Source organism: Streptomyces sp. HmicA12 (assembly GCF_000373565.1).
Classification (GTDB): domain Bacteria; phylum Actinomycetota; class Actinomycetes; order Streptomycetales; family Streptomycetaceae; genus Streptomyces.
The window spans coordinates 202,108-216,976 of sequence record NZ_KB891799.1; the positions used below are offsets into that span (position 1 = coordinate 202,108).

At 72.4% G+C, this 14,869-nt stretch carries 11 protein-coding genes; 8 read left to right on the plus strand and 3 right to left on the minus strand.

Going from position 1 to position 14,869, the window contains the following annotated elements; translation table 11 throughout:
- Positions 1 to 87 precede the first annotated feature (87 nt).
- From B072_RS42760 to B072_RS0107725, 4 genes are all read left to right on the plus strand, one after another.
- Complete coding sequence (locus B072_RS42760; protein WP_018529365.1) at positions 88 to 1,017, plus strand: hypothetical protein; 930 nt, start codon at positions 88 to 90, stop codon at positions 1,015 to 1,017.
- Between the two features lie 57 nt (positions 1,018 to 1,074).
- Positions 1,075 to 1,596, plus strand: a complete 522-nt coding sequence (locus B072_RS42765; protein WP_018529366.1) for a DUF7144 family membrane protein — start codon at positions 1,075 to 1,077, stop codon at positions 1,594 to 1,596.
- A gap of 173 nt (positions 1,597 to 1,769) precedes the next feature.
- Complete coding sequence (locus B072_RS0107720) at positions 1,770 to 2,783, plus strand: endonuclease/exonuclease/phosphatase family protein (protein ID WP_018529367.1); 1,014 nt, start codon at positions 1,770 to 1,772, stop codon at positions 2,781 to 2,783.
- A 94-nt stretch (positions 2,784 to 2,877) separates the two neighbouring features.
- Positions 2,878 to 4,839 (plus strand): FUSC family protein, encoded by a 1,962-nt coding sequence (locus B072_RS0107725; RefSeq protein ID WP_018529368.1) that lies wholly within the window; start codon positions 2,878 to 2,880, stop codon positions 4,837 to 4,839.
- 111 nt (positions 4,840 to 4,950) lie between these two features.
- Here the strand turns inward: B072_RS0107725 and snpA are convergent, their stop codons facing one another.
- Positions 4,951 to 5,622: a snapalysin gene (gene snpA / locus B072_RS0107730; protein WP_018529369.1), complete on the minus strand. Its 672-nt coding sequence runs from the start codon at positions 5,620 to 5,622 to the stop codon at positions 4,951 to 4,953.
- A 128-nt stretch (positions 5,623 to 5,750) separates the two neighbouring features.
- On the opposite strand from snpA, the gene B072_RS0107735 reads away from it, so the two are divergent.
- Together B072_RS0107735 and B072_RS48070 are read left to right on the plus strand one after the other, a co-directional pair.
- Positions 5,751 to 6,758: a LysR family transcriptional regulator gene (locus B072_RS0107735; RefSeq protein ID WP_018529370.1), complete on the plus strand. Its 1,008-nt coding sequence runs from the start codon at positions 5,751 to 5,753 to the stop codon at positions 6,756 to 6,758.
- 188 nt (positions 6,759 to 6,946) lie between these two features.
- The gene (locus B072_RS48070) at positions 6,947 to 8,503 is read left to right on the plus strand and encodes a hypothetical protein (RefSeq protein WP_018529371.1); all 1,557 of its coding nucleotides are present in this window, start codon (positions 6,947 to 6,949) and stop codon (positions 8,501 to 8,503) included.
- A gap of 140 nt (positions 8,504 to 8,643) precedes the next feature.
- Here the strand turns inward: B072_RS48070 and B072_RS0107745 are convergent, their stop codons facing one another.
- Entirely contained in the window at positions 8,644 to 10,761 is a 2,118-nt protein-coding gene (locus B072_RS0107745) for a PhoX family protein (protein WP_018529372.1), read from the minus strand.
- A gap of 263 nt (positions 10,762 to 11,024) precedes the next feature.
- Between B072_RS0107745 and B072_RS0107750 the strand changes: the two genes are divergently transcribed.
- Both B072_RS0107750 and metG read left to right on the plus strand, forming a co-directional pair.
- The gene (locus B072_RS0107750) at positions 11,025 to 12,899 is read left to right on the plus strand and encodes a VWA domain-containing protein (RefSeq protein ID WP_018529373.1); all 1,875 of its coding nucleotides are present in this window, start codon (positions 11,025 to 11,027) and stop codon (positions 12,897 to 12,899) included.
- A gap of 119 nt (positions 12,900 to 13,018) precedes the next feature.
- The gene (gene metG / locus B072_RS0107755; RefSeq protein WP_018529374.1) at positions 13,019 to 14,626 is read left to right on the plus strand and encodes a methionine--tRNA ligase; all 1,608 of its coding nucleotides are present in this window, start codon (positions 13,019 to 13,021) and stop codon (positions 14,624 to 14,626) included.
- A 60-nt stretch (positions 14,627 to 14,686) separates the two neighbouring features.
- On the opposite strand, the gene B072_RS49595 is transcribed toward metG, so the two are convergent.
- A complete protein-coding gene (locus tag B072_RS49595) occupies positions 14,687 to 14,815 on the minus strand; it encodes a hypothetical protein (RefSeq protein ID WP_018529375.1) in 129 nt (42 codons plus the stop codon).
- Positions 14,816 to 14,869: the final 54 nt, after the last annotated feature.

A 14,869-nucleotide genomic window follows, 5' to 3' on the forward strand; every position in this document is an offset into this window, starting at 1 on the left:
GTATCCAGGCACCTGCCCCAGCCCCGCGGTAGTCCGTATGCAGGCACCCCGGTCGCGACCCGCGCGGCCGGGGCCTTGCCTGGAACGGTGACCCGAACCTTCCTGTCGCCCGTGCTGCTCGTCCTCGCCTGTCTCCTCGTCCCGATCGGCACGCTCTCCACCTGGGCGAAGTTCGAGATCGGCGACAGCGACCGGTACGTGTCCACGATGGCGCCGCTCGCCACCCAGCCGGACGTGCGGAGCGCGGTCGCGGACGCGGTCACCGACGGGATCATGAAGAGCGTCGACGTGGGCCCGCTGCGGTCCACGGTCGAGAAGTACCTGCACGACGCGGTCGTCTCGTTCACGGACACCACCGCGTTCCAGAAGGCGTGGAACACCGCGAACCGGGCCGCCCACGACGCCGTGCAGCAGGCCCTCGACGACGGCAGCACCGGCCCCGTCACCCTCGACCTGGCGCCGGTCACCGAGCAGGTCAAGCAGCAGCTCCAGGACGAGAACGTGCCGTTCGCGGGGCAGATCCCGGTCACCTACACCGAGATCACCCTGCTGTCCGGCGGCGACCTCGAAGCGTTGCGGGGCGGCTTCCATCTGCTCCAACTGGCCGGAATCTGGCCCCTGTTGGCCGCCCTGGTGTGCGGAGCCGCGGGTCTGGCGCTCGCCGCGCGCCGCCGCCTCGCGGTCGCCTGGACGGCCGTCGGCCTGGCGCTCGGCGCGGGCGCGCTGCTCCTCGCCCTGACGATCGCCCGCGCCCTCACCCTCGGCGACCTGCCGGACAGCGCGAACGGCTCGGACAAGGCGGCCGCCGGAGCGGTGTACGACGCGTTGACGTCCTCGATGCGGGTCGCCTCGTGGGTGATCGTGGCGGTGGGCCTGGTCGTGGCGCTCGGCGCGTGGGTGGTCGGGCGCCGGGGGCGGCCCGGCACGGGGGCACGGGTCGGCACGGGGGCGCGGGTCGGCACGGGGCACCAACAGCCGGAGGCGGACGGAACGGGCCACCCGTTCAGCCGCGCCTGAAATGCCGTCAGCCGGTGTCGGCCCGAGCATTCAGGTGACGGAACAGGAGGCGCCCCCATGAGCCAGACCACCCCGAACGCGACCCCCGAGCAGGAGCCGAACCCCGCGGCCTGGTCCGCGGACCACCGCGCGCAGACCCCCGATCCGACCCGCGGTCAGGGCACCGGCAACGGATGGGCGAGCGGCGGCATGATGTTCGCCGGTGTCCTCATGCTGGTCAGCGGGGTCCTCGGGATCCTCAACGGCATCGCGGGCATCGCCAAGGACGACGTGTACGGCCGCGTCGGCGACTACGTGTACTCCTTCAACCTCACCACGTGGGGCTGGATCCACCTGATCCTCGGCGTCGTCGTGGCGATCGTCGGCTGGGGCCTGCTCAAGGGCGCCGACTGGGCGCGCGGCGCGGGCATCGCGCTCGCCGCGCTGTACATCGTCGAGTACTTCATGTTCCTGCCGTACGCGCCCGTCTGGTCGGTGATCTCCATCGGCATCGGCGTCTTCGTCATCTGGTCGCTCGCCACCGCGTCGCAGAGCGCCCCCGGCGGTGCGGTAGGCCCGGGTACGGCCAAGCACGCCTGACAACCGTCCGGCCCAGGTACGGCCAAGCACGCCTGACAACCGTCCGGCCCCGGTACCGCCAAGCACGCCTGACAACCGTCCGGCCCAGGTACGGCCAAGCACGCCTGACAACCGTCCGGCCCCCGTTCCCGTCCTTCAGGATGATGCCTGAGTCACCGACGAAGGGCCGGGCCTTGGACCAGCGGCACATCACGGACACGGCGCCCGACGCCCTGCGGTACGCACCCCGGGGCGCCGGGCGCCGCCGGGTGCACCGGGCCGGGGCCTGGGCGGCCGGGCTGCTGCTCGCCGGGGTCAGCGCGGTCGTCGGCGTCCGCGCCGCCGACCGCGACGGGATCACCCCGGTCCCGCAACTGCTCGCGTTCCTGCCGTGGCTGATCGTCCCCACCGTCGCCGCGCTGCTCCTCGCCCTGCTCGCGCGCTGGCGCACCGGCATGGTGTGGGGCGTCGCCGCGCTCGGGGCGCTCGCCTGGTACATGGAGCCGTACGGGAGCACGTCGGGGGCGACCGGGGTGCCCGTCTCCGGGGTGCGGGTGCTCGCCTCGAACGTGCAGTTCGGCCGCGGGACGCACGCGCTGATCGACACCATCACCCGGCACGACCCCGACATCGTGTTCGTCGAGGAGTGCGACTACGCCTGCCAGGACACACTGGCCCGCGACTCCCTGAAGACCGCTTACCCGTACCGGCGGGCGGTGCGGGCGGGCGGCTCGGAGGGATCGCTGATCCTGTCCGTGTTCCCGTTGAAGGCGGCGCCCGCGGTGGCCGGGACCATGGGTATGCCGGGCGCGGTCGCCGACGTACGCGGACATGCCGTACGGCTCCAACTCGTCCATCCCATGCCGCCGTTGCCGGGGCAGGTGGGCGTGTGGCGGACCGAGCTGGGCCGGCTGCGCGGGGTCGCCGCCGCGCGGGACGGGGCGATGATCATGGCCGGGGACTTCAACGCCACGCAGGACCATGCCGCGTTCCGGCGGATCCTCGACGCGGGGGCCCTCCGGGACGCGGCCCGGATCGACGGGGTGTCCCGCACCCCGAGCTGGCCGTCGTCCGCGCCGGGGCCGCTCGGGACGCAGATCGACCATGTGCTGGTGAGCGACGGGTTCTCCGCCGAGGCAGTGCGGTTCCTGCGGCTCGCGGAGACGGACCATCGGGCGGTGCTGGCGGATCTGACGTTGCGCAGGTAGCGCGGCGTTCGTCGGGCGACGGCCGGTGGGGGCCGGCCGCGCGGTTCCCACCGGCCCGCGGACGAACATCACGCACAACTCGCATAATGATCACATGCCGACGCCCCCGGACTGGCTGGTCAGAACACTGCGGCCGCAGAAGGCCGCAGTACCCTGGCCCGCCGTCGCGCGTGCCGCGATCGCGCTGGCGCTGCCCCTCGCGGTGGGCCTCGCCACGGACCGCTTCGCGTACGGCGCGCTCGCCGCGATGGGCGGGCTCTCCGGGGTCATCGGGGACACCGCCGACGCGTACCGGATGCGGATCCTCAACATCGCCGTGCCGCAGCTGTTCGGCGCGGTCGGGGTGACGGTCGGCTCGGCCGTGTACGGGCACGGGTGGCTCGCGGTCGGGATCGTCACCGCCGTCGCGCTCGCCTCCGGGATGATCTCGACGGTCGGCGCGGTCGCCTCCGTGTCGGGGCTGCTGCTCCTGCTGAACTGCGTGGTGGGCGCCGGGCTCCCGATGCCCGGCGACTGGTGGCTGGCGCCGCTCCTGATGACCGGTGGCGGGCTGCTCGTGCTGCTGCTCGCGCTGCTCACCTGGCCGCTGCGGGCCGGCGTACCGGAACGGGCCGCGGTCGCGGCGACGTACCGCAGCGTCGCGAACCTCCTGGAGGCCGCCGCCACCGACGCCCTCACCTACGCCGAGACCCGGCTCGCCGTCACCCAGTCCCTCAACCAGGCCTACGACCTGGTCCTCGCCCGGCGCACCCGCGCGCACGGCCGCAACCCCGAACTGGTGCGGCTGGTCAGCGCGTTGAACGCCGTGACGCCCGTCGTGGAGGCCGCGCCCGCCGCCCATCACTGCGGGATCCCGCTGTCCCCGTCCGTGCCGGCCGCCGTACGGCGCATCGCCGACTCCATCGCGGCGGGCCGTCCCGGCGACGTGGGCGTCCTCGACCTGCCCGAGCCGGAGGGCCCGGCCTCGCGCGCCGTCGACCACGCGCTGCGGCACGCCGCCGAGGTCGCGTCCCGGAGCGGGGACCCCGACTTCACCAACGTCGACGACCGGCTCGGCCGGCCGGCCGCGCTGCGGGTGCGCGCCCGCCGCGCCGTCCTCGGCGTGCTGCTGTCCTCCGCGTCCTGGCGGTACGGGCTGCGCCTCGCGCTCTGCATCGGCATCGCGCAGGCGCTCGTGTCGATCGTGCCGGTGCCGCGCTCGTACTGGGTGGCGCTGACCATCACGTTCGTGATGAAGCCGGACTTCGGGTCGGTGTTCTCGCGGGCCGTGCTGCGCGCGCTCGGCACTGCGGCGGGCCTGGTCGTGGCGGCGGCAGTGCTCTCCGAGGTGCCGCTCGGCTGGTGGTCGGTGCCGGTGATGATGGTGCTCGCGCCGCTGATCCCGGCGCTCACCCCGCGCGGCTACGGCTTCCAGACCGCCGCCATCACCCCGGTCATCCTGCTGCTCTCCGACATCCTCAACCACCAGGGCACGGCGCTGCTGTGGCCCCGGCTGCTCGACAGCCTGATGGGGTGCGGGATCGCGCTCGTCGCCGGGTATCTGCTGTGGCCGGAGAGCTGGCACACCCGGATCGGGGACCGGCTCGCCGACGCGGTCGCGGACGCGGCGGCGTACGTGGAGTGCGCGTTCGGTGCCACGGACGACTTCGCCGTACGGGCCCGCGCGCGGCGCCGTCTGTACCGGGACCTGTCCGTCATCCGTGCCGAGTTCCAGCGGGCGCTCACCGAGCCGCCGCCGGTGGGGAAGCGGGCGGCGGCCTGGTGGCCGCTGGTCGTCGCGGTGGAGCGCATCGTGGACGCGACGACCGCGGCGACGGTGCGCGTGCGCCACGGATCGCCGCCGCCTGCCGCGGCGGAGGTCAGCCAGGTCGTCCTGCAGTTGCGGGACTTGGCGGACGGGTTGCGGGCGTCCGTGGTGCTGTGGGAGGTGCGGGCCGATTTCGGTCCGGCCGGCTCGCCGGGCGGGGTTCTCGAACCGGTCCGCCAGGAGGTGGCCGCCGCGCGGGCGATCGGGGTCCGGGAAGGGCCGGCCGCGGATCAGCCGACCGCGGGGTGAGCGGGGCTGGTCCGGCGCGTCACCGGACCAGCCGAACCGGACCAGCCGAACCGGACCAGCTGAGCTGGACCAGCCGAACCGGACCAGCCGAACCGGACTAGCCGAACCGGACTAGCCGAGCTGGGCGCCCGCCTTACGGAGGGCCTTCGCGAAACCGTTGGCCCAGAGCGAGTTGACCTGAGACTTCTCGTTCGCGTTCGGGTACGGGTTCGTGCACGACGGGCCCGGACCGCCACCCGACATCAGCTCGCTGCACGGACCCTCGTAGTGGTCCGGGAGGCCGAGCACGTGCCCGGTCTCGTGCGCCGTCACGCGCGTGGAGTCGTACTGCTGGTTCTGCGCGTAGTCGAGGAAGATGTAGCCGCTGCCGTGCCCGTCCGTGGAGGCGTACGAACCGCGCGCGTCGTTGCCCTCGTAGTACGCGAAGTCGCCGCCGCCGGACGACGCCTGGAGCTTCACGTTCGACACGGACGAGTTCCAGATGGACGCGCTGTTCGCTATCTGCTGCTGGAAGCTGGGGGCCTGCGAGGCGTCGTAGGTGACGGTGACCGACGCGGCACCGGGGTTGGCGGCCCGCTTCTCGGCGACGGACTTCACGACCGCCTCGAAGAACGCCTTGTTGGCGGCGGCGTCCTCGGCGGAGCCCGCGTAGTGGACGCGCGCCGAGGTGGGGGCCTGGGCGGTCGCGGGGGCCGCCGCGAGGGCGGTGACGGTGAGCCCCGCGCCGAGCGCGCACGCGAGGAGACGGATGACTGTGGGGGCGCCTGTGGGGGGCGATGTCATGGTCATGCAAGTGAGTGTGGGGGTGCGAGGGGCCCGGGGGAATGATGGCACTTGGTGATAACTCGGGGCTATCACCTCCGAGTTGGCACCCTGGTGCGAGCCGTGGGCCCCGCCTACCCTCGACGTTCATGGAGCTGGAGGTGCGGCATCTGCGCGTCCTGTGCGCGATCGAGGACACCGGAAGCCTGCACAAGGCGGCCCGTCGGCTCGGCATGACCCAACCCTCGTTGAGCACACAGGTACGCCGTATCGAGGAGTTCGTCGGCGGCCGGCTGTTCACCCGCGAACGCACCGGCTGCCGCCCCACCCCGCTCGGCCGCGTGCTGCTCGGCCGCGCCCGGCCCCTGGTCGACGGGATGCGCGCGCTCGTCGACGAGACCCGCGCGGCCGCCGCCACCGACGCCGCGGGCCCGCTGCGCATCGGCTCCACCGCCAGCCGCGCCCTGCCCGGCTGGCTGCGCAGGCTGCGGACGGGACCGGCGGGACACGGCGCCGAACCGGTCCTGCGCATGGACGTCTCCGCGCACGCTCTGCTGCGCCTGGTCGCCGAGGGGCGGCTCGACGTGGCGTTCGTGCACGAGGTGGAGGGCTGCCCGCTGCGGATGCCGCCGGGCCTGGTCAGCCGGGTCCTGGTCGAGCGCGAGCCGCAGTTCGTCTCCCTCGCCACCGACCATCCGGCCGCCCGCCGCAGCGTCGTCCGCCTCACCGACCTGGCCGGCGACCGGTGGATGGTCGACCCGACGGTGGACGGCGAGTGGGACGGGCTCCTGCGCGCACTGCGCTCCGCGGGCCTCAACCCCCTTGTCCTGCACGGCGATTACCACACCGCCTCCTCCCTCGTCGCCACCGGCGAGGTGGTCACCCTCTGTCAGCCCACGTCCCGCGCCCGCTCCGACATGGCGATCCGGCCGCTGGACGGCGACCCCGTGGGTGTACGGCTGCTGCTCGCGGCCCGCACCGAGAAGGTCCTGGACACCGTGCTGCCGGACCTGCGGGCCGCGTACTGGGAGGCGGCGCGGCAGGCCCCCGCCTACTCGGAGCGGTTCGCGCGCCCCGGCACCGGCCCGGACCTCGGTCCCGGCCCCGCGGACCTTGGCCCCACGCCAGTCAGGACCAAGGTCCAGGACCCCACATAACCCGCTCTGACCTGGGCTTTTTCCCTCTTTACGACTGCTTGGCCGGGCAGCGCGCCGACTGTTACACGACGTACGGGTGACGCACACACGACGCGCCTAACTTCATATCCGTGGCCACCACAAAGGGGCACAAACAGGGACATGAAGCCGTTGGTCGCGAGGCCCGGCACGAACGAGGGAACACCGCCATGCGCGCCACCCGTCGCACCTTCCGCACCGCCGCCGTCACCACCGGCGCCATCGCCGCCCTGGCCGTCCCGGCCACGGCCGCCTTCGCGGACACCACGCCCGCCCCGCAGCCGGCCGCCGCGGGCGACCAGAGCACCGGCCAGGACCAGAGCGGCGACGGCCAGGACCAGGGTCAGGGTCAGGACCAGAGCCAGGTCGACAACGGCCAGACCCAGGACCAGAACCAGGGTCAAGACCAGGGCCAGGATCAGAGCCAGGGCCAGGACCAGAGCCAGGGCCAGGGCCAGGACGCCCGTCAGCTGATCAACTCGGTCGACCTGTCCGAGGGCTTCTCCGCCAAGGTCTACAGCGTCGGCAGCAAGGGCTCCGAGGCCGACATATTCAAGTCCGGCGACCTCGTCACCACCCTCAAGGCGAACGGCTCCACCGCCAGGACCACCACCGGCGGCTACGTCTTCCAGCTGACGACGGACGGGCAGCTCACCGCCGACCAGGACAGCAGCGGTGACCACACCCAGCCCCGGCCCCCGGCCCCGGGCAGCTGGGAGTCCCGGGGCACCACGGACCTCGGCGGCGGCTGGTCCGCGAACGTCGACGTCAACGCCTCGGCCCGCTCGGCCCGCGCCGAGATCTCCCGGAGCGGCACGGTGAAGGGCCACCTCAAGGCGTACATCGACAACGCCTCGAAGAAGATCGGCGACCGCACCTTCACGCTGGCCGCCGACGGCACGGTCACCGCCAAGAAGGCCCCGGGCCCGAAGCCCACCCCTGTCCACCAGCGGGTCCACGTGAAGACGGTCAAGCTGGCCGACGGCTCCACGGCGAAGATCTACCGGCTGGGCGCGCACCACTACCAGGCCGACATCTACTCCGGCAGCACCAAGCTCGGCACGGTCGACGCGAACGGCAAGGCCGGGAAGGCCATGAACGACGGCCTGCACATCGTCCTGAACCCGGACGGCACCGTGAAGTCCTGGTCCGACGGCCACTCCAAGCCCGTACCGGACACCAAGCGCACGTACGTGAAGACGGTGAAGCTCGCCGACGGTTCGGCGGCCAGGGTCTACCGGCTGGGCGCGGACCACCACCAGGCCGACGTGCACGCCCACGGCAAGAAGGTCGGCACCCTCGACGCCGACCACCGGATCGCGTACAGCCACCACAACGGTCTGCACATCGCCCTGAAGTGCGACGGCACCGTCACGTCCTGGCTGGACGGCTCCGGGACCCACACCCACGGAAACACCCACGGGACCACGCACGGGACCACGCACGGGACCACGCAGGGAAGCGTCCACGCGAACGCCCACGGGAGCACCCAGGGGAACGTTCAGGGCGGCACGCACGTGAACACCCAAGGCGGCACACAGCTGTCGCAGCAGGACGGCGCCCGCGCCCTCCCGCAGGGCGGTGTGAAGGCGGGCGCGGAGAACGTCTCGGCGCACACCTCGGGCGGCGCCGCCCGGACCGCACTGATCGCGGCCGGTGCCGGTGCGGCGGCGGTCGGCGCGGCGGGCCTCGGCTTCTCCGTCTACCGCCGCAAGCACGACAACTGATCAGGCAGCTGATCCGGACCGCCGGACCGGAGCGACGACGATCGGGGCGCCCTCGGGGGACGCCCCGATCGTCGTACGCCTACGTGCCCGGACCGGGACCCTGACCGGGACCCTGACCGGGGCCCTGACCGGGGCCGGGATCAGACGCCGATGTCGCGCCCGTCCGCACGCCACACGGACACCACCGAGGGCCGCACGATCTTCCCCGGCCCGTCCGGCCAGTTGCTCGCTGGCTTCTCCACGGAGGCGCCGTCGACCTCGCCCGGGTGCTGCACGGCGACGAGGACGCGGCGGTCCTGGACGAGCGGGCCGCAGGTCTCGGCGCCGGTCGGCATGGTCAGGAACTGCTTCAGCTCACCGCGCCGCTCGCCGCGCGTGGCGACCCCGAACAGGCCGTCGTGCGAACCGAGTTGGTTGCCGTCCGTCGAGAGCCACAGGTTGCCGTGCGGATCGAAGGCGACGTTGTCCGGGCAGGAGATCGGGGAGACCTTCTCCTTCGGGAAGCCCGCGAAGTACGTCGCCGGGTCCTCCGGGTCGCCCGCGACCAGGAACAGCGACCAGCCGAAGGACTTCGCGTCCGCCTCGTTCCGGCGCTCCGTCAGCTCCAGGACCTGGCCGTGCTTGTTCAGGTTGCGCGGGTTGGCCTCGTCCGCGCCCGCCTTGCCCGCCTTGCCGCGGTCGGTGTTGTTGGTGAGCGCGACGTACACCTTGCCGGTGCGCGGCGACGGCTCGATGTCCTCGGGCCGGTCCATCTTCGTGGCGCCGACCGCGTCACCCGCGAACCGCGTGAAGAGGTAGACCTCCTCGGCGGTCATGCCGTCCACGTGCGACACGGCGCGGCCGCCCGCGGAGGCGGTGGCCAGCGGGATCCACGTACCGCTGCCGTCGAACTCGCCGTCGGCGGGCAGCGCGCCGCTGCCGTCGATCTGCTCCGCCGGGGAGTCGCCGGTCAGCTTGGCGACGTAGAGCGTGCCCTCGTCGAGCAGGGTCAGGTTGTGCTCGTGCGCGGCGCGCGAGGTGCCCTTGGCGACGCGCTTGCTGCTGACGAACTTGTAGAAGTAGTCGAAGCGCTCGTCGTCACCCATGTAGACGACCGGGCGGCCGTCGGAGGTCAGGCGCGGCTGCGCGGCCTCGTGCTTGAAGCGGCCGAGGGCGGTGCGCTTGCGCGGGGCCGACTCCGGGTCGTACGGGTCGAGTTCGACGACCCAGCCGAACCGGTTGACCTCGTTGGGCTCCTTGGTGAGATCGAAGCGCGCGTCGAACCGCTCCCACTTGCGCTCGGAGGCACCGCCCGCGACGCCGTACCGCTTGAGGCGGGCGGCGGCCGTCGGGTCGGTCACGTCCTGGGCGTTGGCGAAGTACTGGTTGAAGTTCTCCTCGCCGTGGAGGGTGGTGCCCCACGGGGTGGTGCCGCCGGAGCAGTTGTTCAGCGTGCCGAGGACGGTGATGCCGCTCGGGTCGGCCTTCGTCCGCACGAGGGCGCTGCCCGCGACGGGTCCTGAGAGGCGGAACGGGCTGGTGGCGGTGAGCCGCCGGTTCAGCCGGTGCCGGGTCACGGCGTGCAGCGCGCCGCTCCTGCGGCTCTCCTCCACGACGACCACGGACAGACCGTGCGCGGCCCACGCCACCTCGACCTGCTCGCGGGTCGGGTTCGCCGGGTCGTACCCACGGAACATCAGGATCTCGTCGGTGTACTCGTGGTTGGCGACGAGCACCTGACGGCCGTGCTCGCCGCGCAGCGGCAGCAGGCTCAGGAAGTCGTTGTTGTAACCGAACTGGCCCGCCTGCGCCTTCGCGGTCTGCTTCTCCGCGTCGAAGGCCGGCGCCCCGCGCAGGATCGGCTCGCCCCACCGGATCACGACGTTCTGCTCGTGGCCCGCGGGCACGGTGACCGTGTCGGCGGTGTTCGGCGCGACGGGGGCGAAGCGCAGCCCGCGCGCACCCTGCGCCTCGTGACCGTGACCGTGGTCATGGCCGCGGTCGTGGTCGTGGTCGTGGTCGTGGTCGTACGAGGATGCGCTCGCCGGCGTCGCCCCCGCACCGACGACCGCCGATCCGGCGGCGGCCGCCACGGTCACCACGGCGGCGGCCCGCACCATCGAACGGCGGCTCAGCGCACCGGCGATGACATCGCCGACGTACTCGTTGTCACTGGTGTTGGGCACCTCGTGGAAGCAGGCGTCACCGCACCGGAACCTGCACGTAAGAGCCGAACGCCCCCCGCTGTGCCCGCTGTTGAGCGTGATGAGCGGCAGCATTTTGCGCACGCTTTTCCTCCCCTTTGCGATTCGTCTCGGCCGCGACGGTAGGGGGGTGCGGGTGCGCGGAGGGGGACTCGGGATGAACGAGGAGTGAACCTGTACGAGGGGGAGGGAAGTTGTGCGCTCGTCACGCGCTCCGCCGATCGGGCCGACCCTTCCCAAGATCACCGCCGGTGGCGGCTAACCTTACGTGTCCGCCCTGGCCAGGGGTTCCAGGGGATCGGGACCAACTCGACCAATTCATGCGGAAGGTTGCGCACATGGGCATTCTGGATCTGCTGCGGAACGCGTTCGGGCGGTCTCGCAAGAAGGACGAGGCCGCGGCCGCGTCGGAACCGGAGGCAGCGTCGACCGCGTCGTCCGCGCCGGCCGCCGCCGCTGACGAGCCGACCGTCCCCGCTCCGGCCGCGCCCGCGGCCGTGGAGTCGACCGAGCAGGCCCCGCCCGCCAAGGTCCCCGCCCCGAAGAAGGCCGGCGCGGCCGACGACCTGGTGGCCGCGGCCTTCGACAACGTAACGGTCCCGAATCCGTCCCGCCCGGTGGGCGAGGAGCGGGTGGGCGGCGCCGCGGACGCGGAGACCTCGGGCGAGGCCGGGGCTGAGGCTTCCGGTCGGGCGGCGCAGGGCGCGGCCGAGCCGGTGGCTGGGGCCGAGACCGCGGCTTCCGGCAAGTCGGCGGCTGAGGCCGAGGCTGAGCCCGTGGCCCAGGAGGAGGCTCAGGCGGAGGCCCCGGCTGAGACCCAGCCGAAGGCGGAGCCCGAGACCGCCGTCGCCGAACCGCAGGCCGAGGCGGAGGCCACCGCCGAGCCGAAGGCCGAAGCCGAACCGACGGCCAAGGCGGAAGCCGAACCGAAGGCCGCCGCCGAGACCGAGCCGGTCGCCGAAGCCGCCGCCGAGACGGCAGCCGAGATCGAGCCGGCCCCGAAGACCGAGACCGAGCCCAAGGCCGCCGAGATCGCGACGGCTCAGCCCGAGGCCGAGGTCGAGCCCAAGGCGCCCGAAGCCGAGACGGCCCAGCCCGAGGCCGAGCCGGTGGCCAAGCCCAAGGCCGCCGCCCGGAAGCCCAGGACCGCCGCCAAGGCGAAGGCCACCAAGGCCACCAAGGCCACCGCCAAGACGGAGGCCCCCGCCGAGCCGAAGACGGAATCCGAGCCGGAAGCCACCCCCGAGCCCAAGGCCGCCCCCGAGCCCGCAGCCGCCCCCGTTCGCAAGGCAGCCGCCCGGAAGCCCAAGAAGGCCGCCGAGCCCGAGGCCCCCGCCCCGGCACCCGAGCCGGAAGCCGCGCCCGAAGCCGAGCCGGTCGCCGCCGCAGCCGCGCCCCAGCCGGAGCCCACCCCGGAGCCCACTCCGGAGCCCGAACCCCTCGCGGTCACCGCACCCGCACCCGCACCCGCACCCGCACCCGAGGCAACCCCCGAAACCGCACCCGTCGCAGCCGCCCCCGAGCCGGACACCGCCACCCCCGGCAAGCCCGCTCACCCCGTCACCCGCGTCAAGGCCCGCACGCCGGGGCTCGTCGCCGCCTACAAGGCCGCCGGGGCCGTGCTGAAGGACAAGGGGCTGGCCGGGGCCCGGGCCACGGTCTACCTGGTGCTCGACCGGTCCGGGTCGATGCGCCCGTACTACAAGGACGGTTCGGCCACCGCGCTCGCCGAGCAGACGCTCGCGCTCGCCGCCCACCTGGACGAGCGCGAGACCCCCACCGTCCACACGGTGTTCTTCTCGACGGACATCGACGCCACGGGCGACCTCGCCCTGGACGGCTCGTACGAGGGCAGGATCGACGCGTGGCACGCGGCGGCGGGCCGGATGGGCCGCACCAGCTACCACCGTGCGATCGAGGAGGTCGTCGCCCACCACGAGAAGTCGGACGACCCCACCGCACCGGCCCTCGTGGTGTTCCAGACGGACGGCCCGCCGGACGTGCAGCGCCCGGCGAACGAGGCCCTCGCGCAGGCGGCGAGCCACCCGATCCACTTCCGGTTCGTCTCGTTCGGCGCCCCGGAGGGCAAGGGCTTCGACTACCTGCGCAAGCTCAAGGCCGCCAACACCGGCTACTTCCCGGCGGGCGAGACTCCCCTGGAACTGACCGACACCGAGCTGTACGAGGGGCTGCTCGCCGGCTGGCGCCCGTAACCCCTGATCGACATCCCTGTCGACATCCCTGATCGACATCCCTGATCAACCGGACGAGGGCGGTCCACCCGCTGAAACGCGGGTGAACCGCCCTCCGTCGGCCCAGTAGGATTTCGACCATGGCGGCCACTGGAACCGAGAAGCAGGGTGAGAAGGCGTACTACGTCTCCACCCCGATCTATTACGTAAACGACGCTCCTCACCTGGGCCACGCCTACACGACCGTCGCAGGGGACGTGCTCACGCGCTGGCACCGTCAGCGCGGCGAGAAGGTGTGGTACCTCACCGGCACGGACGAGCACGGTCAGAAGATCATGCGCACGGCCGACGCGAACGGAGTGACCCCCCAGGAGTGGTGCGACAAGCTCGTCACCGAAGCCTGGAAGCCCCTCTGGGAGCACCTGAACATCGCGAACGACGACTTCATCCGCACGACGGAGAAGCGTCACACGGACCGCGTTCAGGAGTTCGTCCAGGATCTCTACGACAAGGGCGAGATCTACAAGGGCGGCTACGAGGGCCCGTACTGCGTGGGCTGTGAGGAGTACAAGCTCCCCGGCGACCTCATCGAGGCCGAGGACGGCACCAAGCTGTGCCCGATCCACAAGAAGCCGGTGGAGATCCTCAAGGAGGAGAACTACTTCTTCAAGCTGAGCGAGTACGGCGACAAGCTCCTCGCCCTGTACGAGGCGAACCCGGACTTCATCCAGCCGGAGTCCGCGCGCAACGAGGTCGTGAACTTCGTCAAGCAGGGCCTTCAGGACCTGTCGATCTCGCGGTCCACGTTCGACTGGGGCGTCCCGGTCCCGTGGGACGACCAGCACGTGATCTACGTGTGGATCGACGCGCTGCTCAACTACGCGACCGCGGTCGGCTACGGCGCGAACCAGGAGAAGTTCGACGAGACGTTCCCCGCGAACGTGCACCTCGTCGGCAAGGACATCCTCCGGTTCCACGCCGTCATCTGGCCCGCGATGCTGCTCGCGCAGGGCCTGCCGGTCCCCGGCAAGGTCGCGGCGAACGGCTGGCTGATGGTCGGCGGCGAGAAGATGTCGAAGTCGAACCTGACCGGCATCAAGCCGCAGGACCTGACCTCGCACTTCGGCGTGGACGCGTACCGCTGGTACTTCCTGCGCGCGATCGCCTTCGGCAGCGACGGCTCGTTCTCGTGGGAGGACTTCTCCGCCCGCTACACCTCCGAGCTGGCCAACGACTACGGCAACCTCGCCTCGCGCGTGGCCGCCATGGTCGGCAAGTACTTCGGCGGCGCGCTGCCCGGGACCACCGCCGCGGGCGAGGCCGAGCAGGCGGTCCAGGACGGCCTGGCCAAGGCCGTCGCCGAGGCCGACCGGAAGATCGGCGAGGAGCTGGACTTCCAGGGCGGCATCCTGGCGATCTTCGACTTCGTGAAGCAGGTCAACGGCTACATCACGGAGCAGGAGCCCTGGAAGGTCGCCAAGGACACCTCCGACGAGGGTCAGGCGCGGCTCGCGACCATCCTCTACACGGCCGCCGAGTCGCTGCGCGCCGTCGCCGTGCTGCTCAACCCGGTCATGCCGGAGACCTCCGCGAAGCTGTGGGAGTCGCTCGGCGCCGAGGCGTCCCTGGGCGCCCTCGCCGACCAGCGGGTCCAGTCGGCGGGCAGCTGGGGTCAGCTGTCGGCGGGCGCCACGGTGACGAAGGGCGCGGTGCTCTTCCCGCGCCTGGAGGAGAAGCCTGCGGCGTAACGCGGACGCGTGCGCGAAGGGCCCGGAACCGATTCCCCGGTTCCGGGCCCTTCGCGCTGCTCAGCGCGCCCACTGGGTGAGCGCCTCGGTGTCCAGCACGATGCCGACCGGCTCGGGCAACGTCACCGCCTTCCCGAACGGCACCGTCACGACCTGCTCGTACCGCACCCCGTCCGGCTGCGAGTGCACCTTGACCTCGCCCGTGTCCCGGTCGATCCCGTGTCCCGGTCGATCCCGTGTCCC

What these genes read in the sequence shown, in the direction of transcription:
- B072_RS0107735 (WP_018529370.1), top strand. Translation starts at nt 5,751, where the DNA reads ATGGAGCTGGAGGTGCGGCATCTGCGCGTCCTGTGCGCGATCGAGGAC.
- B072_RS0107725 (WP_018529368.1), top strand. Translation starts at nt 2,878, where the DNA reads ATGCCGACGCCCCCGGACTGGCTGGTCAGAACACTGCGGCCGCAGAAG.
- B072_RS42765 (WP_018529366.1), top strand. Translation starts at nt 1,075, where the DNA reads ATGAGCCAGACCACCCCGAACGCGACCCCCGAGCAGGAGCCGAACCCC.
- snpA (WP_018529369.1), bottom strand. Translation starts at nt 5,622, where the DNA reads ATGACATCGCCCCCCACAGGCGCCCCCACAGTCATCCGTCTCCTCGCG.
- B072_RS0107745 (WP_018529372.1), bottom strand. Translation starts at nt 10,761, where the DNA reads ATGCTGCCGCTCATCACGCTCAACAGCGGGCACAGCGGGGGGCGTTCG.
- B072_RS48070 (WP_018529371.1), top strand. Translation starts at nt 6,947, where the DNA reads ATGCGCGCCACCCGTCGCACCTTCCGCACCGCCGCCGTCACCACCGGC.
- B072_RS0107750 (WP_018529373.1), top strand. Translation starts at nt 11,025, where the DNA reads ATGGGCATTCTGGATCTGCTGCGGAACGCGTTCGGGCGGTCTCGCAAG.
- metG (WP_018529374.1), top strand. Translation starts at nt 13,019, where the DNA reads ATGGCGGCCACTGGAACCGAGAAGCAGGGTGAGAAGGCGTACTACGTC.